Source organism: Arthrobacter sp. PvP103, assembly GCF_017833075.1.
In the GTDB taxonomy this organism is placed as follows: Bacteria; Actinomycetota; Actinomycetes; order Actinomycetales; family Micrococcaceae; genus Arthrobacter.
In genome coordinates, this window is the sequence record NZ_JAFIBQ010000001.1 from 2,323,646 (window position 1) to 2,347,459 (window position 23,814).

Here is a 23,814-nt window from a genome sequence, read left to right on the forward strand (position 1 = left end):
CTTTGGTGTGTCTGCCGACCGGCACGGTCATGCCCGAGCTTTGCCCTTGCGGCGGAATGGTCGTTTCAGCGCTCCCACCAACTCCCGGAAGCTGCGGATGGTCAGGAATGGTCGTTCGCACAGCAGAAAAAACATATAGGCCATACACATGACTGCGGGGATGCCTAAGGCCATAAGCGTCCAGAACGCCATGGCATCGCTGAGGCCGGCGGCTTGGACCACGTGCACACGAAGCAACTCAAGGACCAAGGCGTGCACAAGGTACAGGCTGAAGGCGAATTCCCCCACGAAGGCCAGCGGCCGTGCGGACAGTATTCGGGCCAGCCGCCGCAACCGGCCCTGGGCCAGGGTGTTGAACAGTGCAGCCGCGGCACAGCCCACAACCAAATCCACCCAGAAATACTGCGACACTATCCACTCCGAGCCCGCGAGCCCTGCCGCTGCCAGGAATCCGGCCGTCAAAGCGGCTGCAATGGCCACGCTGGAAGCTGCCGCGTGGCCACGCTTCGACAGATGCGCTGCCGCGGCTCCTGCTGCAAACAGCACTAGGAATGCGGGCGTGAAGCGATCGAGTGCAGCGAGGGCTGGCAGAAAGAAGCCGCCCACATGCAGCGTCGCCACGAGCAGAGCCACCGCCGGGACCGTCACCGTCATGCCGTACCGCCGGAAGCACAGAAGCAGCAAAGGGAAAAGGAAGTAGATGTGCCATTCGACGGCGATGGACCAGAAAACCCCGTTGGGTGGCGTGCTTCCCACTGCGTCTTGGATCAGAAGAAGATGGACGAGGACATCCCTGGCCGTGACAGGCTCCCCCGATGGAGAGCTGATCAGCCCGGACCCAATCAGCAGTACCGAAATCCCCAGAGCCGCCCAGTACGGCGGCACGATCCGCCAGAAGCGCCGCCGCATGAATCCCCGGCCGCCGTCCTTCAGCCTCATACCGTGTCCTGCTGGCGAGAGCGTCAGCGAAAAACCGGAAACCACGATAAAGACGGATACCGCCAGATGCCCGTAGACCATCCAGTCCGTCAGCCAAGGTCCGCGGTTACCGGGATAGCCCCCATAACTCATCAGCCAGATGTGGTGAAGAACCACAAAGACGGCGGCCAAGGCGCGGACTCCGTCGAGCCATTCCACCCGGCTGGCCGGAGCCGGACCGGCGTGCAGAACAGTTCGCCCTGGAGCTGCTTGATTAGTCATCAGGACGCCCCCGTCAGTTTCAGCGCAACTTCCGCCTGGGTAATGGCCCAGCTTGGTCCCGGGTGGGCTGCGGCACGCACGGACCGGTCATTTCGGCCTGGATCCGTGACCACTGAGCTCAGTGCCAGGGCCAGTGAGGCAGGACTGGGCGCAGCCCACACGGCTTCGGGGTTGGTGAGCACTGGCCGCGAAAATTCGTGATCGTTGAGAACAGCTATGTTGCCTGCGGCCAACATTTCCGCGGCGACAAGGGTGATGTTGGTAAAGGACAGCGCCAGCCCGGAAATCGTGCGGTTGTAAAGCTCGTTGAGTTCGCTGACAGACAACATGCCATGCTGGGTCAGCGGAATGCCCCAGCCCCGGACCCTGGACCCGTAGGTATGTATCTCCTGCTCCGGATGAAGTCGGTGAAATTCCACAAGCGCGAGGCGCCCGAGTTCATATCCGCGCCGGTCGACGCCCGGCCGGGCGAAAAATACGACGCCGGAGCGCCGGCCCGTGTTGCCCAGTCCGTAACCGGACAGATCGCTGCCGTAGGGAATAACCTCCGAACGGATACCCACCTCTCGTCGAAGCGTTCTGGCAACCATTTCCCCAAGCGCCAAGTGGGTGAATCCGAGGCGGTAGCTGTCTTCGGCAAGTGCATAGAGCGAGCCACGCGGATAGAAGTACGGTTCGTAGTCCTGAACGAAGTAGTAGGAACCCATGTTGGATCCCCGGGGTGTCCGGGCAGCTAGTACGTGCGCAGTGTCCCAGGAACTCGCCACGCAGGCGTCAAAGCCAGCGAGAACCGCTGGCATTTCTTGAACATCGGCGGTCAGTTCCGGCCAGCACTCCCTGATGACTGCCCGGTGGCGTTCCATGTTCCCTTTGTGGCGGTTGTACAGAAGGAGGGTGCAGCGGTGCCCGCGTTCCTCCATTCCGCGTACCATCCGGAACAGTGTCGTGTGCCCGCCGGAACCGGCGCCGGGCGGGGTGCACAGCCAGCCGATGTGCTGTCGGCCCTGGGCGAACTCCCGAAGCGGCGCGGCTGGACGGACACCGGGGGCAATATCACAATCGTCCAGAGGAAAATCCAAGGCCCGGAGGTCCATCCTCTCGTTCAAAATGCCATATAGAGAGCGGACCCCGCGCCTTGTTGTGTCCGCCATCCCCTGAGCTTTGGTCCGCGCCAGTATCTCTCGAAGGCCGATAGTCGTCATTATGAATCCCTTTCGGTGCCAGGAGTCACGCATGCCATCGCCTTGTTGTCCAGGAATGGCCGTTGCGGAAGGGGGAGCGGTCCGGTCCCCCTTGGGCCGAACCACCGGATGGGGGCCGATGCCTGTGACGGAAAATCGCGTAGCCACACCAAGGGACCGTTTGTGCTGACGGCCGATCCGTAGACCCCCGACAGTTTCCGGGCCATAGCCCGAAGCCCAAAATTCTCGGCGGCGAAATCCCTGCCGAACCTGCCGAGTTCCCCGCGAAGATGGGCGCTGTCCAACAACGGACGCAGACATGCCAGCAACTCGCCCCGGGCGTCGGCGGAGGGTACGTTGCTCCAAAAACTGTTGCGGAACAGGGCCGCTGCGTTTTCAGGCCCGAACGTTCGGAATTGGCCCATCTCACCCGCGACAACGAGCGGCTTTCCGAAAGCCAGGCCGCGCGCCGCCGATCCGCCCATGCCAATAACTATGTCGGCCGCCGAATAGGCTGCCCTTGGATCGGACGTGGGACCGGCCATGATCACGGCCTGACGGCCTTGCCTGGCGTTTATGGCGGCAGCCTGCCGGTTCAGGCGTTCTCCGGCGGTTCCGGTTCCTACGACGATCAGGACAACGGCGGGATCGGACATGGCATCGACTGCTTGCATCGCGACATCCACTCCAAGTGCCTTCATTTCTTCGTCCAGCCGGCTGACCATGACGACGGCAGTCTGTGCGGAAGTGACGTTGTGCACGGCCCTGAAGGCAGTGCCAGAAACCAGATCGGGGTTGTCTCGGTCCAAATCAACGGGCGGGCTTATAAGCTCCGTCGCTCCGGGCCGAGTGGCTTGTTCTTCGGACAAGTACTTTGTGCCGACGATCAGGCTGGCCCGCTCCTGAACCGCTGGATCGACTTCCATCTCGTAGACGGTGATCACCAGCGGCCTCCTCCCGAGCAGGCACGGGCCCCAATAGGCCGCCTTGTTGAAACCGGTGCTGTAGGCATGGACTATGTCGGCGCTGTGGCGTGATGCCAGGCGCGACAGCGTCCAGGCGCCCTGCACCGTCGTCGCCCCGCGCACACCCAGGGAGCCGCGATCGTAGGATTCCAGCTTCACCCCGCGTGCCGCCGCGACGTCCAGAAGCGACGGCCCCACTGCGGGCACCGTGTCCTCGGGGCCGACGACTACGGATTCGAATCCATACTCCGTGGACGCCGCCGCCAGGTCGACAGCGTTGATCTGCGTGCCTCCCAGGCCGAGATGATTTACCTGAACCAGAACGCGAAGCATCACAAGTCCTCTTTCGTCTGTCCGTTAGCCGAGTCCGGGTGTTGTCCGGCGCTGCGCCGTGCACGTGCGCCCCGCCACCTGGCAACGGCCCACTCAGGCAGCAACTCCAACAGCAGCGGGCCCGTCCAGAGCGCGAAGACGACCGCTCCCGTGACGCCGCCCGCCAAAAGTCTCAAGAGCGGTTCCTGAATCGCATCCGTAACCAGGGCCGCGACCACGGCGGCAAGGATGGCCCCCGCTGCCGGACGGAGCAGGGCACGGAGTACAAACGTTGTCTCCGCCCCGGTGCTTCTCCGCATTGCCACGAGGTAGACCGGCAGCGTGACCCCAGCGATGACCGCAATGTGCGCGACTCCCACGCCGACGAGGCCTCCTGAAGTGACGCCGAGGAACAACGCCGGAAGCAACGCGACGAGGGCCAAAGCCTGAACGGTGAAGAGGATGCCTGTCCGACCTGACGAGATGATGATGTTGGCAAAAAGCAGGTTGAGGATGAATACGGCACCAAAGATGGAGAGCACTGTAAGTACGGGACCGCCGGCGACCCACTTTTCCCCGTAGATCGTGACTATGAGTTCAGTCCCGAAGGCAGCCGTGAAAGCCGCAATCGGACAGGCGACCAAAGCTACGGTCCTCACCGCGCGGAACAGCGCAGCCCGCACGTCCCCGCCATCGCGCTTGATCGTCGAAAATGCCGGGAGCACCAACGTGTTGAGCACCGTGGCTATGACTGCCGCGGACCAGTTGGAAACATTGAAGGCAAGCATGTAGATGCCCACATCCGCCGTCGACATGAACTGGCTGACGAAGACATAATCCACGTTCAGTAGAACCTGGCTGAGCAGGTTGGCCATGGCCAGCGGAATACCAAACCTGAGCAGGGGTAACAGGTACTTCGTGTCCAGCCCTGGGAAATAAATCTTGCGTAGGCAGGCTACTATCACCAGACCCGTCACTAGTTGCCCCGCAACGCGTGACCAAGCGAATGCGATTGCGCCGTCGCCCAACCAGGCCAGAACGACGAGCACTCCACTGCCCACGGCAAATGAGATGACGCTGGCCCAGAACAGCACGTCTTGGCGGAAGTCTCGCAGGATCTGTGCCCCGGGCAGCGCGAAGAATCCGATAAGCGCGACGTTGATCGCGAGAATTCGAATCGCCCCGGTCGCTTCGGCGGACCCGAGCGCAACGGCCAACTGCTCGGCGAAGACAGCCATCGCCGAGGCCAGCGCGAGGCTGAAGCACAGGGAAATCGTCGCCACGCTAGGGGCAATCTTATCGATGTCCAGATCCGTCCGCGCGATTGCGGAAGCAACGCCAAGTTCCGCCATTGACGTCAGAAATGCCTGTACGACCATGGCCAGGGCAAAAATCCCAAGTTCGTTCGGTGCAACGATGCGGGCCACTACAGCCATCACCGCGATGTTGCTGAGCCGAAGAAGGACGGTGCCCCCGGCATTCCAGAGCACTCCTCCCCTAACCCGCTGCGCGAGCCCTACCGCTCCGCTACCACTTTCCGGAGACGTGTGCTGCGAAAAATCCAACACCGGCAGCCCTGCCCCGGGCCCGCTGCTTCCCTGCGTCATGACCGGTCCATGGCCGCGAGCAACTGGCCGACAACGTACTCCTGCTGTCGTGCAGTGATATGCGGGTAGATCGGCAGGGAGAGCATCGTTGCCGCGGCTTCTTCTGCGACGGGGAATGACCCCCGGCACAACCCCAGATGCCGGTACGCGCGGCTCAGGTGCATCGGAACCGGATAGTGGATGCCGGCGCCGATTCCTGCCCCGTTCAGCGCGGCGAGCACGCGGTCCCGGTCCAGGATCCGGATGACGTAGAGGTGCCAGACGTCGAAATTGCCATCGGCCGAGCGGGGCAGCACAATGCCTGGTACGTCCTTGAGCATCTCCGAATAGCGGGCGGCGGCCTCCCGCCGTCGTTCGTTCCAGGCCGCAAGGCGCCGCAGCTTGGAGTTCAGCACCACTGCCTGGATGGTGTCCAGCCGCGAGTTCATGCCGATCGCGTCGTGTTCGTACTTGACGGAGCTGCCATGGGCGCCCAGCAGGCGGACCCGGGCAGCTATCGCGTCATCATTAGTCAGGACCGCCCCGGCATCCCCGGCCGCCCCGAGGTTCTTGCCCGGGTAAAAACTCGTGCCAGCAACGCTTCCCAGGGTGCCGGCGAACCGTCCGTGCCGGGACGCGCCCTGCGCCTGGGCCGCGTCTTCGACGATGACGGCGCCGCAGCCGAAAGCGGCAGCCTTTAGCTTTTCAACGAAGGCTGTCTGCCCGAACAGGTGTACGGCCACGATCGCCTGGGTCGCCGTGGTCACTGCTTCGCTGACCCGGGCTGGATCGATCAGCAGATAATCGGGGTCCACGTCCACGGGTACCGGGGTGGCCCCGATCCGGCTTACGGCCTCGGCTGTGGCAATGAAGGTATTGGCCGGCAGAATGACCTCGCCGCCGGGCCCGACCCCGGCCGCACGGAGGCCCAGTTCCAATGCATCGGTGCCGTTGGCGACGCCGACGCAGTGCCGGGCACCGAGGAAACCGGCGTAGGCCTGCTCGAACTCTGCGACCTCGGGACCGCCGATGAAGGAGGTCCGCGCGAAAACCTCCCGGATGCCGCTCTCGACCTCCTCGGCGATTTCCTGCTGTTGGGCACCGAGGTCAACGAGAGGTACGGACAAGGGGAAAGTTGGTGAAAGAGTCATCGTTCGCCTCCTGAAACAGCAGCTGTGTGCATGACGCGTTCAATGGCCCGCGCCGGAACGCCGGCCCAGGTTTCTCCGGCCGGAACGTCGGCCAGGACTACGGCCCCCATCCCCACGGTGGCGCCGGCACCGATGGCCGTCCGTTCCCGCACGCAGGAGTTCATGCCCAGGTAGGCGGCCCGTCCCACCCGGACACCGCCGCCCAGCGACACGCCAGCCGCGAACGTGGCGAAATCCTCCACCGCGTCGTCGTGGGTGAGGGTTACCCCGGGCATCACCACCACGTGGTTGCCGATGGTGACGTCGGCTGTCAGGGTGACATGGCCCAGCAGGATGTTGCCGTGGCCGATCCGGCACCCTTCCGGGAGCCGGACCGAGGCGTCCACCACGGTGGCGTAGCGCCGCTCCGGGAAGCCGAGTCCGGCAAGCCTGGCCACTATCCCGGCCCGCGTGTTGCCTGCGCCCACGCAGACCACCATCTTCGCGTCCGGGTAGTTGAGCGCGTGGCTGATCGGTCCCAGGATGTGCGATCCGTCCATTGTGGTGCCCGCCCTGTCGGCATCGTCGTCGAGGATTCCCACGACGTCGAACTGGCCGCTGTCGCGCACTGTGGCGAGCACTTCGCGGGCGAGCCCGCTGGCCGCGATGAGAATAAGGTCAGCCACGGGTTCCCTCACCGCCCGCCAGGCGGATGGACCGCAGTACCCGGGCTTGTTCGCCCGGCGTCAGCTGGTGGTAAACCGGCAGGATCAGGGTGTTGTCCGTCAGCCGTTCGGTGACAGAGAGGTCGGCCTGGCCGGTATCCCGTCCGGCGTAGGCGGGCTGCCGGTGCGCGGCCATGATCCCGCGGCGGGCCGAGATGCCGTCACGTGCCAGGCGCTCCAGTAGTTCCTCCCGGCTGAGGGGGAATGACGGCAGGACCTCCACCCAGAAGGACTGGAAATTGCTGGTGCCGTAGGCCGGATCACGGACCAGCCGCAGACCTCCGACGCGGTCAAGACCAGACTGGTAGCCGGCCACGATTTTGCGGCGGCGGGCCACGGCCTCCGCCAGCCGCCCCAGCTGGACCAGCCCCACGGCGGCCTGCATGTCCGTCATCCGGAAGTTGAACCCCGCTTCCAGGTACTCCTCCGCCGGTGCCAGGAGGGCGGCATGGCGGTCGTTGGCGGAGACACTCATGGCGTGTTCCCGCAGCCTTCGTGCCCGGCCGGCCCACTCGGGGTTCAACGTGGTGAGCATGCCGCCCTCACCCGTGGTCAGGATCTTGCGCGGGTGGAAGGACCACGCGGCCAACTGCGCGCCGGCCCCCACGGGCCTGCCCCGGTAGGTGGAGCCCGCCCCGCACGCCGAATCCTCGACCACCGTGATGCCGAGGGGGTCGCACAGCGCCCGGACGGGATCCAGGTCCACCGGCATTCCGCCCTGGTCCACCACGATCACAGCTTTCGTGGCCGGGGTCAGGGCTGCGGCAATGGTCCGTGCGGAAACGTTGCCGGTCTCCTCTTCGACGTCGCAAAACACAGTCCTCGCTCCCACGTAGCCGGCGGCGTTCGCGGTGGCAATGAAGGAGAAGGACGGCACCACCACGTCGTCTCCCGGACCGATCCCCGCCACTTTGAGTGCCAGGTGCAGGGCGGTGGTGCAGTTGGAAACGGCGACGGCGAACATCGCCTGTTGGGCGGCGGCGAAGGCTTCCTCGAACTGCGCCACGCGGGGACCCTGGGCCACCCAGCCGGAGGCAATCACTTCGGCGACGGCCTCAGCTTCTTCGACTCCAAGCCACGGTTTCATGACGTTGATCCGGCTCAGCGCCTGATCCTGGCTAATGGTCACCGCACGCCTCCGACCCGGGCGGCGGCAATTTCGCCGCGAAGCGGACGCCACCAGTCCACGAGTTCGCGGAGCCCGTCCTCAAGTCCGGTTTCGGCCGCGAAGCCAAGGTCAAGGCGGGCCGCAGAAGTATCCGCGAGGCGGCGGACAACGCCGTTGATGGCGCGGTCGGGTCCGTGTTCCACGTGCAGTTCGGAATTCATGGCCCGCAATAGCGCCTCGGCGAGTTGCAGGAGGCTTGTTTCTTCCCCGCTGGCCACGTTGTAGACACCCTCGCGCGCGCTGCTTCCGGCGGCCAGGATGTTGGCCCGGGCAACGTCACGGGTGTGGATGAAATCCATGGTCTGCCGTCCGTCACCAAAGATCAGCGGCGGTTGCCCGTCCGCGATGCGCTCCATCCAGCGCACCAGGACCTCTGTGTAGAGGCCGTGCACATCCATCCGCGGCCCGTAGACGTTGAAGTAGCGCAGGAGGACGTAGTCCAGGCCGGTCATCGCGCGGAAGCTGCGGGCCATTCCCTCGTTGAAGGACTTCGCCGCGCCGTAGAACGTGTCGTTGTTGTGGTGGTGGTGGCGTTCGCTGGTGGGAAATTCCTCCGCCATGCCGTAAACCGACGCGCTGGATGCCGCCACCAGCTTGCCCACACCGTGTTCGGCCGCCGCCTCGAAGACGTTGAACGTGCCGTCCACCAGCACTTCGAGGGCGAGCCGCGGCTCCTCGGCGCACTGGGTGATCCTGATGGCCGCCTGATGGAAGACGATGTCCTTGCCGCGGGTGAGGTCGTGGACGAGGTCTCGGTCGCGCAGGTCCCCTTCGACGAGTTCCACCCTGCCGGTGGCCACCGCGTCGTCCAGGTTGGCCCGGCGGCCCCGGACCAGGTTGTCCAGGACGGTTATCCGTTCAACGCCGGCGGTGACCAGGTGGTCGACAATGGTGGATCCGATAGTGCCGGCTCCGCCGGTGACCAGGACGCGCGCCCCCTGGAGCATGCTCATCGCCGTCCCTCCAACTGGGTTTCGTTGCCCGTGACGGCGACCGAGGCCCCATCACCGCTGAGGCTGCGGCTGACCGCTTCCAGAACGGAGAGCACCCGCAACCCGGAGGTACCGCTGGTCCGCGCAGGCCGGTGATGCCAGATGCTGCTGGCGAATTCCGCCACCATCTGGCCGAGGGCCTCGTGTTCCGCCAGCGCGGGCGCCCATGTGTCACCCAGCCGGTAGGAAATGGCGAATGCCTTCTTCTCCGCGGGCGAACGGTATTTCCGGTCCAGGCTGACGCCGCGGTCGTACACACTCAGCCGTTGCTGCGGATTCAGGTCATCCCAGACGAGGGTCCGCTGGGAACCACCCACCACCATCTGGCGGATCTTGGTAGGGCTGAGCCAATTCACGTGCACATGCGCCATGGCATCGTTCGGCAGCGCAAACGTCAGGTGCCCCACGCAGTCCCGTCCGGTTCCCAGTGGATCCGCTCCGTGGGCGGCCACTTCAGCGGGACGGAGGCCGCCGGGCAGGATGAAATCGATGATGGCCAGATCGTGCGGAGCCAGGTCCCAGAACACGTCAACGTCAGGCTGCACAAGCCCGAGGTTGATGCGCACCGAGTCGATGAACAAGATCTCGCCCAACGAGCCCTCCGCGATCAGTTCGCGGATCTTCAGGACGGCGGGGGTGTAACAGTACGTATGGTCGGCCATCAGGATTAGCCCGCGGTTCTCTGCTTCTTCGACCATCTCCACGCCTTTGGCCCTGCTGTCGGCCAGGGGCTTTTCCACAAGCACGTGCTTTCCCGCGCGCAACGCTGTCAGGGCGATCCCGTGGTGGGTGTGCGCCGGAGTAGCAATGGCCACCGCGTCGACGTCAACGGTGTCCAGCAGTTCGTCAATTGATTCGCAGACCGGCACGCCGCCGTGGGCTGCCGCAAGCTTGGCGGCCCGGTCGCGGTCCATGTCCACGATCGCTGCAAGTTGCCAGTCCGGGCTGGCCTTGAAATTCCGGGCTAGGTTTGGCCCCCAGTAGCCGGCACCGATCACGGCGGCCCGCAGCGGTGCCGCGGATGCCATAAGGTCAAGGTCCCGGCGGTAGGACTCCTGTGACGATTCCATATCTGTCCCCTCCACTTAATACGCGCCCGCAGGCATGCACATTGCTTTGAAGGTCCGCCACATGATGATGACGTCCCCCATGATCGACCAGTTCTCGACGTAGTAGAGATCGAGGCGCACGGCCTCATCCCAGGGCAGGTCCGAGCGTCCGTTGACCTGCCAGAGTCCGGTGATTCCGGGCTTGATGAGCAGCCGCCGGTGGGTATGCCGTTCGTAGGCCTCCACTTCGCGCTGCAGCGGTGGCCGGGGGCCCACCAGGCTCATTTCGCCGGTGAGCACGTTCCAGAACTGCGGAAGTTCATCGAGTGAGTAGCGGCGCATCCAGCGTCCGCAGCTGGTCACCCGCGGATCGTTCTGCATCTTGAACAGCACGCCCGCGCCCTCGTTGCGGGCCATCAGTGCCGCGAGTGACGCTTCCGCGTCGGTGACCATGGAACGGAACTTGATCATCCTGAACGGGCGGCCTGCTTTGCCGACGCGCTCCTGCTTGAAGAACACGGGTCCGGGGCCGTTCCGCTTGACGATGACCGCCAGGACAAGGAACAGCGGCGACAGCAGGATGAGGGCCGCGGAGGCGACCACAATGTCCAGCAGCCGCTTGAGAACATGCTTGCCGCCGCTGTACTGCGGCACGTCCACGTGCATCAGAGGCAGTCCCTCCACCGGCCGCCAGTGGATCCGCGGCCCGGCGACATTCGTGAGCGTTGAAGCGAGGACCAGTTCGGCGGAATACTCCTCCAGCCGCCACCCCAGCTCCCGGATGTACTGGTTGCCTCCCGGCACCGGTCCCGCCACGATGACGGCCTCGGCACCGTACCATCCCACGGTCCGGACAACGTCGTCGGTAGAGGACAACACTGGAACGCGGCGGCCGTCGACGTCGAGCATCATTCCCCGGCGGGCACCAGGTAGCGACACCCCAAGGATTTCGTATGCTGCACCGGTCTTCTTGGCGATCCGGCCGAGAACGTAGCGCACATCTTCGGGCTGTCCAATGACCATCGCCCTTACCAGGAACTGACCATCGGACTGTTTCCGGTTGTACCAGCGGCGGGCGAACCAGCGGTTCCCCACCAGGGCCAGGAGCCCCAACGGAAACGATGCGACGTAAAAGGCCCAGGCCGGTTCCAGCCGGAATACCACCAGGAACACGGCCAGCAGGCCAAACACCCGGGTGGTTGCAACGGCGACGCGTTTGTATTCGCTTGCACCGACTCCGAGCACCTTGGGATCCCTGGTCCGGTAAAAGCGGAGGGCGCCGGTCCATAACACCACGAGGCCTGCGGCCAGGACGGCGCCCACCGCATTGTCGCCGCTTTCGGAAAAAGAGTGCCCGCCGTCAAACCGGATCACGTATCCGATCAGCACCGAAAAAACGACTACCAGGGTGTCGGTCAGGCGGAGGAAGCGGGCAAGGAAGCGCGCCCATTCTCGGCCGGAGAGCCGGCGCCCGGGCAGCTGCCCTTCGGTGCCTCCAAGGGAATGCCCGACGGCGGCCCGTGGCGGGCCGGCGACCGTCCCGGAACTCACTCCGGGACTAGTGAACTTCAGCACGAACGGGCTTGTTTTACCCAGTTGGCTCATTTCAGCCCCCGCATACTGAGGGCTGACCACAGCGATATGCCTGCAGACGAGGTCGCCATTTGCCTATCCCCCCGACGTTGGTAGGCGGCACCGGTTGATGCCTTCCCCAATACAAGCCGTGGGCGCCTGTCCCCGTCACGAGGGCAACCTACCCGGCTTTCTATGCAGCGGTCCGGTACTTTATGCGGGTGCTACTCGGACGTCTGGATGACCGTTAGGTAGGCAGGCGGAAATTACGCGCCGGCCTTAAGGCCCAGGACACCCGGGACTACCTGCACGGCGCCGTCAACCAAGCTGCAACCGGAACCTCCCGGCCGCAGCTTGCGGGCCGGGCAAGTACTCCAAAAATCCGCGCCATTCCAAGGATGTTGGCGATCGTGACGCGGTCGCAACGCCATTGAAACAGGGCCGGGCCATGATGTGAGTATGAAGCGCAAGGCACAGTCCACCGAAGCGGCCGACCTGAGCTGCGAAGTTTGCGGGCAAATGCCGGAACCGACAAAAGCACGGCTGACCCTCGCGAATATCGCCGTCATGCTGCCCATTGAGCTCCTGGTGCACGCTGCGGTGGTGGAAACCCACCTCCCCTACGTGGCCAAGGTCCTGGTCCTTACCCTGACGGCAACAGTGCTGGTGATCTGGGTGGCTGAGCCTTCCGCAGCCCGGATGCTGAGGAGTTGGCTGCACGCTCCCGCCCTGCGGCACCGGAAACGGCTGAATACCGCCCCTGCCCTCTGGCGGGCACGCACAGTGCTGCGCGACCAGCCCGGGTCGCTCCAGAAAGTCACGCAGGCCCTGGCGCGGCTGGACACGAACATCCTCAGCATCCACATCCATCCGGTAGCGGGCGGCGTACTCGACGAGTTCGTCCTCTCCGCGCCCGGGAACCTTGGCGAACGTGAACTCCTGGACGCCCTGCGTGACGGCGGCGGCAGGCATCCGCACGTCTGGCCCACCACGGCCCTGGCCATGGCGGACGGCCAGACCAGGGCACTCAGCCTCGCCGCCCGGATTGCGGGCAACCCGGATGAGCTTCCGCTGGCCGTTGCCGAGCTGCTTTCCGCCAGGCTTGTCCCCGTCGCTGCTGAGGGGCGCCAGGAACTCCTGGCCACCGCTGACGCCGGGACGGTGCTGAAGATCCCGACGGCGTGGCACGGGCCCGCCACCTTCTACCGGCCCGGCGAACCGTTCACTCCGGCGGAATCAGCGCGGGCACACCGGCTGGCGGAGCTCGCGGAAATTCTGGCGCACAGCGACAGCCGGTAGTCACAATCGGTAAATAGGCCGTCCGGCGGGCACTGCGCAAAAAACCCTTGACAGTGGCACGGGTCACTTCTATCTTTGTTTTTGGGATCCCAAAACGGGATCCCAAAAGTGACCATCTTCCCGGAGCCTGTCGCCATGAAGGCGTACCCAGATCCAGGCCGGGACAGTAAGGCCTCCGCCGGATCCGGCCGCGGCCAGCCACAACACCAGAGTCTTTCCCCTGCCCGCAATCTTCCCCGTGAAGGAGAAGCTGTGTCTCTTCCAAGTACCGAAACTTCCAGCACCGATCCAGCCGCAGTTCAATCCCCTGAGAGCCAAACCGGCAAGGACGGCGTGCAACGGCGCACCAACGTCCGCTGGAAACTCTTCCTGCTGCTCCTCGTCCTGGTCGCCGTCAATTACATCGACCGCGGCTCCATCTCGGTGGCGCTCCCCATCATCCAAAGAGAATTCAACCTCGCTCCCGAACTCGTGGGCCTGCTGCTCTCGGCCTTTTTTTGGACCTATGCCCTGATGCAGATCCCGGTCGGTCTGCTGATCGACAAGTTCGGCCCGCGCAAGGTCATGACCGCTTCCTGCGTGGGCTGGGGCGCCGCAACGGCCGCTTCGGGCATGGCCGGCGGCTTCCTCAGCATGTTCATCGCCCGGCTCGGCATCGGCGTCACCGAAGCCGGCGTCATGCCGGCCGGCGGCAAGCTCAACGCGATCTGGATGCACAAGTCGGAACGCGGCCGCGGCGCCACGATCCTGGACGCCGGCGCTCCGCTCGGCGCCGGGCTCGGCGGCATCCTCATCGCGGGCCTCATTGCCGCGACCGGCAGCTGGCGCAGTTCATTCGTCATCGCCGGTGCCGCCACTGTCCTGATGGGCCTGGCCGTCTGGTGGTACGTCCGGGACAACCCGCGCCAGCACCGTGGAGTCAACGCCGCAGAGGCCGAATACATCGAGGCCTCCCACGCGGCCGAGGACGCCGAGGCCGAGCTGGACGGCAGCAAGGGCAAGCGTGCCCTGCTGCCCTACCTGAAATTCCGTTCCTTCTGGGCCATGTGCTTCGGCTGGCTGGGCTTCAACGGCGTGTTCTACGGCCTGCTCACCTGGGGCCCGCTGTACCTCGCCCAGGCCAAGGGCTTCGACCTGAAGACCATCGGCTGGTCCACGTTCGTGATCTTCGGGGCAGGCTTCGTCGGTGAGATCCTGGGCGGCACCATCGCCGACAAGTGGCGGGCAGCCGGGGCCTCGGCAAACCGCGTCATGCGCACACTGCTGGGAACATCCAGCGTCGTTGTGGTGGGCGGCCTCGTCGGGGTGACCGTCGTGGCAGACCCGACCACCGCCGTCGTGCTCCTCTCCGTGGTGATGTTCTTCCTCCGCTGGGTCGGCCTGTTCTGGAGCATTCCCTCCATCCTGGGCGGCCGGACCAACGCCGGCGTCCTGGGCGGGGCGATGAACTTCAGCGGCAACATCTCCGGCTTCGTCACCCCCATCGCGGTCGGGCTGATCGTCGGTGCCACCGGCTCCTACACCTGGGCGCTGCTGTACTTCGTCGGGTCCGCGATCATCATGGGCGTGTCCGTCCTGGTGCTGGACTACAACAAACGCCTCCCTGTCTAAGCTGGCGGCCCTAAGCTAGGCACCGCAGCACCCCTCCCGGCGCCGGGAGCGCACCACCCGTCAAGAGACCCGAATGGAGCACCATGCTTACCGCAGAAGAAACCCAGGACAAGGAACGCCCCCTCCGCGAGACTGTCCGGGACACGCTCCGCAGCAGGATCTTCGAAGGGCACTACGCTCCCGGCACCCGGCTGGTGGAACGCGACCTGGCAGCAGAGTTCAACGTCTCCCGGCTGCCTGTCCGGGAGGCGTTGCGGATGCTGCGCCAGGAAGGGCTCCTAAGCGACCGGGGTGCGCGCGGCGCCGAGGTCAGCTCGCTCAGCCCCAAGGATGTGGAGGACCTCTTCGATGTCCGCCAGTCGCTGGAGGTGCTTGCCTGCCGGCTTGCTGCCGTCCGGGCCACCGGCGAGGACCTTGAATACCTTGCCGGGCTGCTGGACGAGGCCGAACGCTGCCTCGCCAAGGGCGCCGTCATGGAGGCCCACCGCGCCAACAGCGAATTCCACGACGCCATCACCCGGATCGCGGACAACGGCTTCCTCAAGTCCGCACTGGAACCCCTGCAGGGCCGCATGCACTGGCTGTTCCGGCACGTGAGCGACCTGCCCGAACTGATCCGGGAGCACCGGGAACTCTACGCCGCCATCGCCAGCGGCGACCCGGACCGCGCCGCGGCGCAGTCGGCGTCGCACATCGGCAAATACCGCGAACAGTTCCCCGACGACTTCCAGAAAACCGAACCCGCCCTTCACCGGAAGAAAAAATGAAACTCCTCGTCATCAACCCCAATATCAGCGACGACGTCACGGCGCTGATCGAATCGGAGGCCCTGCGCTCCGCCTCGCCGGGCACCGAACTGGTGGTCCGCACCGCGGCCCAAGGTGTCGAATACATCGAAACCCGCTTCGAGTCCCTGATCGCCGCCGGCGCGGTGGCCGAGGTGATCGCCGAATACACCGCGGGAACCGCCAACGACGGCCCGTCTGTCGGCGCCGACCCCGCGGACCGCATCGACGCGGCACCCGTCGATGCCGTCGTCGTCGCGGCCTTCGGTGATCCGGGCATGCCCGCCCTGAAGGAGCTCACGGACGTTCCCGTCATCGGGATCACCGAAGCCGCGCTGTGCGCCGCAGCCCTGCAGGGGCACCGCTTCTCCATCATCGCCATCTCCGACCGGATCCGGCCCTGGTACCTGGACTGTGTGGAGCGCTTCGGCCTCGGCGGCCGGCTGGCCTCCATCCGCTCCATCAACGATTCGCTCAACGGCATCGCCTCCGTGCAGCAGGACTTCAAGGAAACGCTGCTGGCACTCAGCCGGCAGGCCGTCGCCGAGGACGGGGCCGACGTCGTCATCCTCGCCGGCGCGCCCCTCGCCGGGCTGGCCCGCGAACTTAGCGGCCAGATCCCGGTTCCGGTGGTGGACGGCATCTCCGCCGGCATCCGCATGGCGGAGGCCGTCGTCGGACTTCAATCCGGCCCGCACCGCGCGGGAGCCTTCGCGCCGCCGCCGGTCAAGGCCCGCAAGGGACTCTCCGAAAACCTCGACGCCGCCCTGGCAGCCGCGCAGTCAGCACAGTCAGCACGCACCGCTTCAAAGAACTAGGAGGACAAAGATGTCCCGCATTCCCGAACTCGTCATCGCCCACGGCACCGTGGTCAACAGCTTCGGCCGCCGGAACGCCCACGTGGTGGTCCGCGACGGCCGCATAGAACAGCTCATCGATGCCGCGGAACCCGTCCCCGCCGCTAACCGCACCATCGACGCCACCGGACAGCTGCTGATTCCGGGCGGCGTGGACGGCCACTGCCACGTGGCCCAGGTGACCGGACGCTTCCGCACCCTGGACGACTACCGCACCACCTCCACCGCGGCACTGTGGGGCGGCACCACCACCATCATCGACTTCGGCATTCCCCGCGACGCGCAGGAAACCCCGCTGGCGGCCGTCCTGCACAAGAAGGAACTGGCGCTGGAATCCCGCTGCGACGTCGCCCTCCACGGCTCCGTGGTCAGCTGGGACGAGACCGTGCCCTGGCAGTTGGAGCAGCTCGCCGCCGAGGGGGTGCGTTCAGTAAAGATGTACACCACCAACCGCGGCACCACCATGGCGGACGGCGACACCATCCTGAAAGTGATGCGAGAGATGGTCCGGCTGGACGGCCTCACCTACATCCACGCCGAACACGACCCCATCATCAGCGACTGCACCCGGCAGCACGCCGACGACGGCAGGATCGGCATCGAACACCTGCACCGGACCCGCCCCGAGCTCGCCGAGGAAATCTCGGTCAAGGAAACCCTGGCCATGGCCGAGTACACCAAGGCACCGGTGTACTTCGTGCACCAATCCACGCCGGGCGCCGTCGACCTGGTCACCGAGGCACGGGCCCGCGGCCAGGAAGCCTTCTCCGAGACGTGCCCGCACTACCTCACGCTCGATGACACGGTGTATGGCTCCGCTTTCCCCGAATGGTACGCCTGCTGCCCGCCCATGCGCAGCCCCGAAACCGTCGCCGCGCTCAAGGAGCGGCTGGCCGACGGCGCCATCCACACGGTTTCCTCGGACCACTCCTGCTACGACCTCTCGCAGAAGCGCGAGCGCACCGATGACATCCGCGCCATGCCGCACGGCCTGCCTGGCGTCGAAACCCGGATGCCCGTCACCTTTACGGCCATGGCGTCCGCGGGCTCGTCGGTGGAGGACTTTGTGGAGGTCTTCGCCGCCGGCCCCGCCCGCATCAACGCAGTCCCCGGCAAGGGAACCATCGCCGAGGGCTTCGACGCCGACCTGGTGATCTTCGATCCTGCCGAGGAACGGACGGTGGACGGCGGTGCGCTGCACATGGGCACTGATTTCTCACCGTTCGACGGCCGCACGCTGACCGGCTGGCCCGCCGTCGTGGTTTCCGCGGGAAGGGTGGTGCTCGACGGCGCCGGCTTCCATGACCCCGGAGCCGTGGGACGTTTCGTGGCCCGGAACGGCTTCCGCGAACACCTCTCGTCCACCACGGCGTCCGCCGCCACTCCGGCCACCCTCTCCGCAGCTAAGTAGGAGCAGCCATGCCTTCCGAAGCACGTAAGACCCGCATCGGCATGATCGTGCCGTCCTCCAACACCTGCCTGGAGCCGCAGAGCTACCGCATCCTGGGCGGCCGGGACGACGTCACCATCCACTTCACCAGGATCCCCGTTACCCGCATCGCGCTGGACGATTCCTCGGACAGGCAGTTCGACCCCGCTGTCATGAGGGCCGCCGCCGAGCTGCTGGCGACGGCGGACGTGGACGTCATCGCCTGGAACGGCACGTCAGGCTCCTGGCTCGGCGCCGACCACGACCGCGAACTGGTCGGTGAGATCGTCGACGCGACGGGCATCCCGGCCACAACGTCCACGCTCGCCTACCTGGCGGCTTTCGAATCCTTCGGCACGGAGCGGATCGGGCTCTTCACGCCCTACACGGCGGACGTCAACCACGCCATCATGGCCTCCTACGAGCGGGACGGCATCAAGACCATCGGCCATCGGGCCCTCGGGCTGAGCGACAACGAGTCGTTTGCCCGGGTCACGGAGGACGAGATGCGGCCGGGGTCTCTGGAGCTCGCGGCGGCACGGCCGGACGCCCTGATCTACCTTTGCACCAACCTGTACGGCGCCAACATCGCAGCGGAAATGGAGGCAGAAACCGGCGTACCGGTGCTGGACTCCGTGGCCGTGACCCTGTGGCAAAGCCTCAAACTTGCCGGGTCCCCCTTGCTCGCACCGAGGTGGGGCAGGCTGCTCACGGACTGATCCAGCCCAGGCAAGAACCGACGGCGGCCCACTGGGAGCGGGCCGCCGTCGAACCCTCTTGAGTCTGCTGCGCGCTGCCGTCTAGGCGGCAGCGGGCGCGTTCATCCTGACCGTCAGTGCGCCGGGAAGCATGGTCATGCGGACGTGCTTGCCGTCTCCTTCATGGTCGCCGTCGAGCTGGTAATCATCGGCGTGTTCAAGGGTGATCTCCACGTCCTTGCCCTGGAAGTACTCCACGGACGTGTCCTTGCCTTTGCCCTTGCCGATCATGCCGGCCACAACGGAGAACCAGCCGAGCTTGCCCCGGGGCGCCAGGACCACGACATCCAGCAGGCCGTCATCCACCTTCGCGTCGGGGAAGATTTCCAGTCCGCCCTGAACCTTGCCGCAGTTCCCCACCATGACGCTGCGGACCCGGCGATGGACCACTGATTTGCCGTCGATGACAATGCTCGCCTTCACCGGTTTGCCGGGAAGGTTCCTGATGCCCGCATCAACGTAGGCCAGCCAGCCCACCTTGTCCTTCAGGTCCTCATTCGTGTCCGCCATGATGGTGGCGTCGTAACCCACGCCAGCCATCACCAGGAAGTGCTGCTCCTTGTCCGGATCGCTCCGGACGGCACGGACCACGTCGATCTTGCGGTCCTCGCCCGTCAGGGCACCGGCCATGGCGCCTTCAATATCGGTGACGTCCATGCCGAGGTTGCGGGCCAGCAGGTTTCCCGTGCCCAGCGGCAGCAGCCCCATGGGCGTGGAAGTGCCGGAGAGGACCTCTGCCACGCACCGAACGGTGCCGTCGCCGCCGGCGGCAATCACGACGTCGGCCCCGCGGCTCAGCGCTTCCTTCGCCTGTCCGACGCCGGGGTCCTCCTTGCTGGTTTCGATCCACATGGGCTCATCCCAGCCCGCATCTGCACAGTGCTTGGCCATCATGCCGCGAATATCGAAGTCCACCGGTTTGGCCGGATTGATGATCACGGCGGCGCGCTTGGGACCGGTGCCGGCCTGCGGCGCGGCGCTGCCTTCCGGAGTGTTCGTGTTCTCCGGCTCATTATTGTGCTGGGTCATGGCATCCTTCACGGGCAAATGGTCGGGGGTTCTCACTAAACTGAAGCGTAACTGAAAACAGGGTCTTACTGCCTTGCCGCAACGCGGACCTGACGCCTAGGCTCAGCACCATGAACACCTCTGGGCCGGGGCCGGAAATAACAGAACTCACCGTCCGTGAATGCTGGCGGCACCTTCGCTCCGCGTCAGTGGGACGGCTGGCCGTCATCAGCCATGCTGCCCCGGAGATCTTTCCGGTGAACTACCTGCCGGACGAGGGCACCATAATTTTCCGGACCGGTCCCGGGACGAAGCTCGACGCTGTGCTCGCCGGGGAGCCGGTGGTTCTTGAAGCCGACGGGCTGAACGTCTACGGGACCATCGCGTGGAGCGTGGTGGTCAAGGGGGTCGCCGAGGCCGTGCAGCCGGGCGAGGACGCTCCTGACGAGACTCCGTCGCCGTGGCAGGAGGGTGCCAAGGACATCCTGGTCCGGATCACGCCCAGCGAACTGACCGGGCGCCGGTTTGTCATCGGTCCGCCCACCAAATGGTGGCCGCCCCTGGAGCCGATCACGCCGGGGAAGAAGGAATGAGCCACACGGGCTAGTGCTTGGCTGAAAGGTCCGCGGAAATCAGCCGGGCCGTCTCCACAGTTTCCTTCCGCACCATCTCCAGGTAGGCCTTGGGATCCGGTTTGGCGGCCACCGACTGGGCCTGCAGCGACACGTTGATCGCCGCCACCACCTTCGTCGGGCCGTGGTACACCGGCGCCGCTATGGACATTAGGCCAAGTTCGAGTTCCTGGTCCAGCAGGCACCAGCCCTGCGCGCGGACCGCGTCCAGGGCAGCCACAAGGTCTTTCGTGGTGCCGCTGGCCCGGGGAGTGAGCGGCCTGATCTCAGCCTCCGCGAGGTACTGCTTCAATGCGGCCGGCGGCAGCGCCGCGAGCAGCACGCGGCCCATGGAGGTGGCGTAGGCCGGGAAGCGGGTTCCCACCGTGATGCCCACGTTCATGATCCGCCGGGTGGTGACACGCGCGATGTAGGCGATGTCCTTGCCGTCCAGGACAGCGGCCGACGTCGACTCCCCCAGCCGCAGCGAAAGCTCCTCAAGGTGCGGCTGGGCAAGCTGGGGCAGCGACAGCCCGGACAGGTAGGCGTAGCCGAGCTGCAGCACCTGCGCGGTGAGGGCGAACGTCTTCCCGTCCGTGCGCACGTACCCCAGTTCCACGAGGGTGTGCAGGAAGCGGCGTGCAGTGGCCCGGGTCAGGTCCGTCCGTGCAGCAACTTCGGTGAGCGTCATCACCGGGTGGTCGGTGTCGAAAGCGCGGATCACCGCCAGCCCGCGGGCCAGCGATTGAACGTATTGGTCACTGGCCTGGGGCGCAGAGGAAGGCCTGGGCGCGGTCTCGGCTGCTGCGTCGGTCATGGTTACCAATCCTATTAGCCGCCTCCTATTAGCCGCCGTCGTCTCCCCTGAGCGCGAACCGGCAGCTAATGACTCCAAATCGGGGATTTGGCGTCATCTTCTGCCGGTTCGCGCTGCGGTGAGGTTAGCGTTCGACGGCGGGGGCTGCCGTGAGGGGGACGGGCACCAGGGCCTGGAGCTCCTCGAGGGTGCAGCCGAACGTTTCGCGGACCTGGACGCCGTCCGGGCCCGTGAGGAACACGGCCTTGTCCGTGTACACGCGGGTCACGCAGCCCACGCCGGTGAGCGGGTAGGTGCAGGCCTCCACGATCTTGGACGCACCGTCGCGGGTCAGCAGCGTCATCATCACAAAGACGTCCTTGGCCCCGGTGGCAAGGTCCATGGCGCCGCCCACCGCGGGGATGGCGTCCGGCGCGCCGGTGTGCCAGTTGGCGAGGTCACCGGTGGCTGAGACCTGGAACGCGCCGAGGACGCAGATGTCCAGGTGGCCGCCGCGCATGATCGCGAACGAGTCGGCGTGGTGGAAGTAGGACGCCCCCGGCAGCTCGGTCACGGGGATCTTGCCGGCGTTGATGAGGTCTTCATCAATCTCATCGCCCTTGGCTTCCGGGCCCATGCCCAGCATCCCGTTCTCGGTGTGGAGCGTGATGTTCTGCTCCGGTTCGAGGTAGTTGGAGACCAATGTGGGCTGGCCGATACCGAGGTTCACGAAAGAGCCGGGCTTGATGTCCTTCGCCACCAGCCGGGCGAGGTCGTCGCGGCCCAGGGGCTGGTCGCTGCTCTGGATCGAGCCGGTCTCGCGGCTTGTCTGTGCGCTCATGTCAGGCCACCTTCACAATGCTGTTGACGTAGATGCCAGGGGTCACGACGTTCTCCGGGTCGAGTCCGCCGGTGGGCACAATCTCGGAGACCTGGACAATGGTGTGCTTCGCGGCGGCGGCCATGATCGGGCCGAAGTTCCGGGCGGTCTTGCGGTACACCAGGTTTCCGACGCCGTCCGCCTTGAGCGCCTTGATGAGCGCCACGTCGGCGTGGATGGGGGTCTCGAAGACCTGGCCGCGGCCGTCAAGGATGCGGGTTTCCTTGCCCTCGGCCAGCATGGTTCCGTAGCCGGTGGGCGTGAAGAAGCCGCCGATGCCGGCGCCGGCGGCCCGGATGCGCTCGGCCAGGTTGCCCTGCGGGACGAGTTCCAGTTCGATCTCGCCGGCCTTGTACTTGGCATCGAAGTGCCAGGAGTCGGACTGCCGCGGGAAGGAGCAGATCATCTTCTTCACCCGGCCTTCCTTGATGAGCAGGGCGAGGCCCTGGTCGCCCTGGCCGGCATTGTTGTTCACCACGGTAAGCTCGCGGGCGCCGCAGTCCAGCAGCGCGTCGATCAGTTCGAACGGCTGGCCCGCGTTGCCGAAGCCGCCGATCATCACGGTGGACCCGTCCTTGATGCCGGCGACGGCCTCGCCGACAGTGTCAATAAAATTCAGCATGTTGTTAGCCCTTAGTTCCCGTGGTGACGTTTTCGAGGACGACGGCGAGGCCCTGGCCGACGCCGATGCAGATCGCGGCGACGCCCCAGCGTTCCCCCGAGGCCTGCAGGGACCGGGCCAGGGTGCCCAGGATGCGTCCGCCGGAAGCACCCAGCGGGTGGCCCATCGCGATCGCGCCGCCGTGCCGGTTCACTATTGCGTGGTCGATGCCCCACGCGTTGACGCAGGCCAGGGACTGCGCGGCGAACGCTTCGTTCAGTTCGACGGCACCTACCTGGTCCCAGCCGATGCCCGCCTTCGCGAGGGCCTTGTTCGCTGCCTCTACCGGCGCGTAGCCGAAGTACTGCGGATCGTTCGCGTGCGCACCGCGGCCGGCGATCCGGGCCAGCGGTTCCATGCCCAGGAGCCCGGCGGCGTTCTCCGACCCGATCCAGGCCGCGGATGCACCGTCCGAGAGCGGGGACGCGTTGCCGGCGGTGACCGTGCCGTTCTCGGCTCGGAACACGGTCTTCAACCCCGCGAGCTTCTCCGCCGAGGACCCGGCACGGATGCCCTCGTCACGGACCAGGTCCGTGCCCGGCACCGGGGCAACGAGGTTGTCATAGAACCCCTCGTCCCACGCCGCGGCGGCCAGGTTGTGGGAGTTCGCGGAGAACTCGTCCTGCTGCTCGCGGGTGACGCCGTACTTTTCAGCCAGACGCTCGGTGGCCTCGCCCAGGGAAATAGTCCAGTCCTTCGGCATCGCCTTGTTCACCAGCCGCCAGCCCAGGGTGGTCGAGGCCAGGTTCAGGTCGCCGGCCGGGTACGGCTTCTCGGTCTTCGGCAGAACCCACGGGGCACGGGACATCGACTCGGCGCCGCCGATCAGCATCAACTCCGCGTCCCCGGCATTGACCTGGCGGGAGGCGATGATCGCCGCGTCCAGGGAGGAGCCGCAGAGCCGGTTCACCGTGGTCCCCGGGATCGACACGGGCAGCCCGGCCAGCAAGGTGCCCATCCGGGCGACGTTACGGTTCTCCTCTCCGGCGCCGTTGGCGTTGCCGAAGACAACCTCGTCGATCCGCTCGACGTCGAGCTTTGGAGCGCGTTTGACGATCTCACCGATCACGTGGGCGGCAAGGTCGTCGGGACGGACGGCAGCGAGGCCGGAGCCGAACTTCCCGAAGGGCGTGCGCACGGCATCGTACACAAAAGCTTGATTCATAACTATTCCTCTAATTCCGTCTGATAGTCCCGACTGGGTCGCAGTTAATGTCGATATGAGGGCTCAAAACGACA

At 65.7% G+C, this 23,814-nt stretch carries 22 protein-coding genes; 7 read left to right on the forward strand and 15 right to left on the reverse strand.

The window, feature by feature from the left end:
* Positions 1 to 27: 27 nt before the first annotated feature.
* The 10 genes from JOE41_RS10630 to JOE41_RS10675 all read right to left on the reverse strand — a co-directional run bounded on the left by JOE41_RS10630 (position 28) and on the right by JOE41_RS10675 (position 11,913).
* Positions 28 to 1,200 carry an acyltransferase gene (locus JOE41_RS10630; RefSeq protein ID WP_209752324.1) on the reverse strand — a complete coding sequence of 391 codons (1,173 nt, stop codon included), beginning with the start codon at positions 1,198 to 1,200 and terminating at the stop codon, positions 28 to 30.
* Positions 1,200 to 2,063 carry a glycosyltransferase family 1 protein gene (locus tag JOE41_RS10635; protein WP_209752325.1) on the reverse strand — a complete coding sequence of 288 codons (864 nt, stop codon included), beginning with the start codon at positions 2,061 to 2,063 and terminating at the stop codon, positions 1,200 to 1,202. Before JOE41_RS10635 ends, JOE41_RS10630 begins: the two co-directional genes overlap by 1 nt.
* Positions 2,064 to 2,401: 338 nt before the next feature.
* Positions 2,402 to 3,679 carry a glycosyltransferase gene (locus tag JOE41_RS10640; protein ID WP_209752326.1) on the reverse strand — a complete coding sequence of 426 codons (1,278 nt, stop codon included), beginning with the start codon at positions 3,677 to 3,679 and terminating at the stop codon, positions 2,402 to 2,404.
* Positions 3,679 to 5,148 carry an oligosaccharide flippase family protein gene (locus tag JOE41_RS10645; protein ID WP_209752327.1) on the reverse strand — a complete coding sequence of 490 codons (1,470 nt, stop codon included), beginning with the start codon at positions 5,146 to 5,148 and terminating at the stop codon, positions 3,679 to 3,681. The genes JOE41_RS10640 and JOE41_RS10645 overlap by 1 nt, the downstream gene beginning before the upstream one ends.
* A 113-nt stretch (positions 5,149 to 5,261) precedes the next feature.
* Positions 5,262 to 6,395: a DegT/DnrJ/EryC1/StrS aminotransferase family protein gene (locus JOE41_RS10650; RefSeq protein ID WP_209752328.1), complete on the reverse strand. Its 1,134-nt coding sequence runs from the start codon at positions 6,393 to 6,395 to the stop codon at positions 5,262 to 5,264.
* Positions 6,392 to 7,060 (reverse strand): NeuD/PglB/VioB family sugar acetyltransferase, encoded by a 669-nt coding sequence (locus tag JOE41_RS10655; protein ID WP_209752329.1) that lies wholly within the window; start codon positions 7,058 to 7,060, stop codon positions 6,392 to 6,394. Before JOE41_RS10655 ends, JOE41_RS10650 begins: the two co-directional genes overlap by 4 nt.
* A complete protein-coding gene (locus JOE41_RS10660) occupies positions 7,053 to 8,228 on the reverse strand; it encodes a DegT/DnrJ/EryC1/StrS aminotransferase family protein (protein ID WP_209752330.1) in 1,176 nt (391 codons plus the stop codon). Before JOE41_RS10660 ends, JOE41_RS10655 begins: the two co-directional genes overlap by 8 nt.
* Positions 8,225 to 9,220 carry an NAD-dependent epimerase/dehydratase family protein gene (locus JOE41_RS10665; protein ID WP_209752331.1) on the reverse strand — a complete coding sequence of 332 codons (996 nt, stop codon included), beginning with the start codon at positions 9,218 to 9,220 and terminating at the stop codon, positions 8,225 to 8,227. The genes JOE41_RS10660 and JOE41_RS10665 overlap by 4 nt, the downstream gene beginning before the upstream one ends.
* A complete protein-coding gene (locus JOE41_RS10670) occupies positions 9,217 to 10,329 on the reverse strand; it encodes a Gfo/Idh/MocA family protein (protein WP_209752332.1) in 1,113 nt (370 codons plus the stop codon). Before JOE41_RS10670 ends, JOE41_RS10665 begins: the two co-directional genes overlap by 4 nt.
* Before the next feature lie 15 nt (positions 10,330 to 10,344).
* Positions 10,345 to 11,913, reverse strand: a complete 1,569-nt coding sequence (locus tag JOE41_RS10675; protein WP_209752333.1) for a sugar transferase — start codon at positions 11,911 to 11,913, stop codon at positions 10,345 to 10,347.
* A gap of 426 nt (positions 11,914 to 12,339) precedes the next feature.
* On the opposite strand from JOE41_RS10675, the gene JOE41_RS10680 reads away from it, so the two are divergent.
* The 6 genes from JOE41_RS10680 to JOE41_RS10705 all read left to right on the forward strand — a co-directional run bounded on the left by JOE41_RS10680 (position 12,340) and on the right by JOE41_RS10705 (position 18,580).
* On the forward strand, positions 12,340 to 13,179 hold the full coding sequence (locus JOE41_RS10680) for an ACT domain-containing protein (RefSeq protein ID WP_209752334.1): 840 nt from the start codon (positions 12,340 to 12,342) through the stop codon (positions 13,177 to 13,179).
* A 252-nt stretch (positions 13,180 to 13,431) separates the two neighbouring features.
* Positions 13,432 to 14,790: an MFS transporter gene (locus JOE41_RS10685; protein ID WP_209752335.1), complete on the forward strand. Its 1,359-nt coding sequence runs from the start codon at positions 13,432 to 13,434 to the stop codon at positions 14,788 to 14,790.
* A gap of 83 nt (positions 14,791 to 14,873) precedes the next feature.
* Positions 14,874 to 15,557, forward strand: coding sequence for a GntR family transcriptional regulator (locus JOE41_RS10690; RefSeq protein WP_209752336.1), 684 nt, complete (start codon positions 14,874 to 14,876; stop codon positions 15,555 to 15,557).
* Positions 15,554 to 16,393 (forward strand): aspartate/glutamate racemase family protein, encoded by an 840-nt coding sequence (locus JOE41_RS10695; protein ID WP_209752337.1) that lies wholly within the window; start codon positions 15,554 to 15,556, stop codon positions 16,391 to 16,393. Before JOE41_RS10690 ends, JOE41_RS10695 begins: the two co-directional genes overlap by 4 nt.
* A 10-nt stretch (positions 16,394 to 16,403) precedes the next feature.
* Positions 16,404 to 17,843 (forward strand): amidohydrolase family protein, encoded by a 1,440-nt coding sequence (locus JOE41_RS10700; protein ID WP_209752338.1) that lies wholly within the window; start codon positions 16,404 to 16,406, stop codon positions 17,841 to 17,843.
* An 8-nt stretch (positions 17,844 to 17,851) separates the two neighbouring features.
* Positions 17,852 to 18,580: an aspartate/glutamate racemase family protein gene (locus JOE41_RS10705; protein ID WP_209752339.1), complete on the forward strand. Its 729-nt coding sequence runs from the start codon at positions 17,852 to 17,854 to the stop codon at positions 18,578 to 18,580.
* Positions 18,581 to 18,661: 81 nt separating this feature from the next.
* Here JOE41_RS10705 and JOE41_RS10710 read toward each other — a convergent pair whose 3' ends face one another.
* Positions 18,662 to 19,648 (reverse strand): diacylglycerol kinase family protein, encoded by a 987-nt coding sequence (locus JOE41_RS10710; RefSeq protein ID WP_011693891.1) that lies wholly within the window; start codon positions 19,646 to 19,648, stop codon positions 18,662 to 18,664.
* 110 nt (positions 19,649 to 19,758) lie between these two features.
* On the opposite strand from JOE41_RS10710, the gene JOE41_RS10715 reads away from it, so the two are divergent.
* Complete coding sequence (locus tag JOE41_RS10715; protein WP_209752340.1) at positions 19,759 to 20,220, forward strand: pyridoxamine 5'-phosphate oxidase family protein; 462 nt, start codon at positions 19,759 to 19,761, stop codon at positions 20,218 to 20,220.
* Positions 20,221 to 20,230: 10 nt separating this feature from the next.
* Here JOE41_RS10715 and JOE41_RS10720 read toward each other — a convergent pair whose 3' ends face one another.
* The 4 genes from JOE41_RS10720 to JOE41_RS10735 form a co-directional block, all read right to left on the reverse strand.
* Positions 20,231 to 21,055 carry an IclR family transcriptional regulator C-terminal domain-containing protein gene (locus JOE41_RS10720; RefSeq protein WP_209752341.1) on the reverse strand — a complete coding sequence of 275 codons (825 nt, stop codon included), beginning with the start codon at positions 21,053 to 21,055 and terminating at the stop codon, positions 20,231 to 20,233.
* A gap of 124 nt (positions 21,056 to 21,179) precedes the next feature.
* A complete protein-coding gene (locus tag JOE41_RS10725; protein WP_011693894.1) occupies positions 21,180 to 21,875 on the reverse strand; it encodes a 3-oxoacid CoA-transferase subunit B in 696 nt (231 codons plus the stop codon).
* Between the two features lies 1 nt (position 21,876).
* A complete protein-coding gene (locus tag JOE41_RS10730) occupies positions 21,877 to 22,536 on the reverse strand; it encodes a 3-oxoacid CoA-transferase subunit A (RefSeq protein ID WP_011693895.1) in 660 nt (219 codons plus the stop codon).
* Positions 22,537 to 22,540: 4 nt separating this feature from the next.
* The gene (locus JOE41_RS10735) at positions 22,541 to 23,740 is read right to left on the reverse strand and encodes a thiolase family protein (protein ID WP_011693896.1); all 1,200 of its coding nucleotides are present in this window, start codon (positions 23,738 to 23,740) and stop codon (positions 22,541 to 22,543) included.
* Positions 23,741 to 23,814 lie beyond the last annotated feature (74 nt).

Coding starts and splice junctions, on each gene's coding strand:
- JOE41_RS10630 (WP_209752324.1), bottom strand. CDS start 1,200: ATGACTAATCAAGCAGCTCCAGGGCGAACTGTTCTGCACGCCGGTCCG.
- JOE41_RS10635 (WP_209752325.1), bottom strand. CDS start 2,063: ATGGAACGCCACCGGGCAGTCATCAGGGAGTGCTGGCCGGAACTGACC.
- JOE41_RS10640 (WP_209752326.1), bottom strand. CDS start 3,679: ATGCTTCGCGTTCTGGTTCAGGTAAATCATCTCGGCCTGGGAGGCACG.
- JOE41_RS10650 (WP_209752328.1), bottom strand. CDS start 6,395: ATGACTCTTTCACCAACTTTCCCCTTGTCCGTACCTCTCGTTGACCTC.
- JOE41_RS10665 (WP_209752331.1), bottom strand. CDS start 9,220: ATGAGCATGCTCCAGGGGGCGCGCGTCCTGGTCACCGGCGGAGCCGGC.
- JOE41_RS10670 (WP_209752332.1), bottom strand. CDS start 10,329: ATGGAATCGTCACAGGAGTCCTACCGCCGGGACCTTGACCTTATGGCA.
- JOE41_RS10675 (WP_209752333.1), bottom strand. CDS start 11,913: ATGAGCCAACTGGGTAAAACAAGCCCGTTCGTGCTGAAGTTCACTAGT.
- JOE41_RS10680 (WP_209752334.1), top strand. CDS start 12,340: ATGAAGCGCAAGGCACAGTCCACCGAAGCGGCCGACCTGAGCTGCGAA.
- JOE41_RS10690 (WP_209752336.1), top strand. CDS start 14,874: ATGCTTACCGCAGAAGAAACCCAGGACAAGGAACGCCCCCTCCGCGAG.
- JOE41_RS10695 (WP_209752337.1), top strand. CDS start 15,554: ATGAAACTCCTCGTCATCAACCCCAATATCAGCGACGACGTCACGGCG.
- JOE41_RS10700 (WP_209752338.1), top strand. CDS start 16,404: ATGTCCCGCATTCCCGAACTCGTCATCGCCCACGGCACCGTGGTCAAC.
- JOE41_RS10705 (WP_209752339.1), top strand. CDS start 17,852: ATGCCTTCCGAAGCACGTAAGACCCGCATCGGCATGATCGTGCCGTCC.
- JOE41_RS10710 (WP_011693891.1), bottom strand. CDS start 19,648: ATGACCCAGCACAATAATGAGCCGGAGAACACGAACACTCCGGAAGGC.
- JOE41_RS10715 (WP_209752340.1), top strand. CDS start 19,759: ATGAACACCTCTGGGCCGGGGCCGGAAATAACAGAACTCACCGTCCGT.
- JOE41_RS10720 (WP_209752341.1), bottom strand. CDS start 21,055: ATGACCGACGCAGCAGCCGAGACCGCGCCCAGGCCTTCCTCTGCGCCC.
- JOE41_RS10725 (WP_011693894.1), bottom strand. CDS start 21,875: ATGAGCGCACAGACAAGCCGCGAGACCGGCTCGATCCAGAGCAGCGAC.
- JOE41_RS10730 (WP_011693895.1), bottom strand. CDS start 22,536: ATGCTGAATTTTATTGACACTGTCGGCGAGGCCGTCGCCGGCATCAAG.
- JOE41_RS10735 (WP_011693896.1), bottom strand. CDS start 23,740: ATGAATCAAGCTTTTGTGTACGATGCCGTGCGCACGCCCTTCGGGAAG.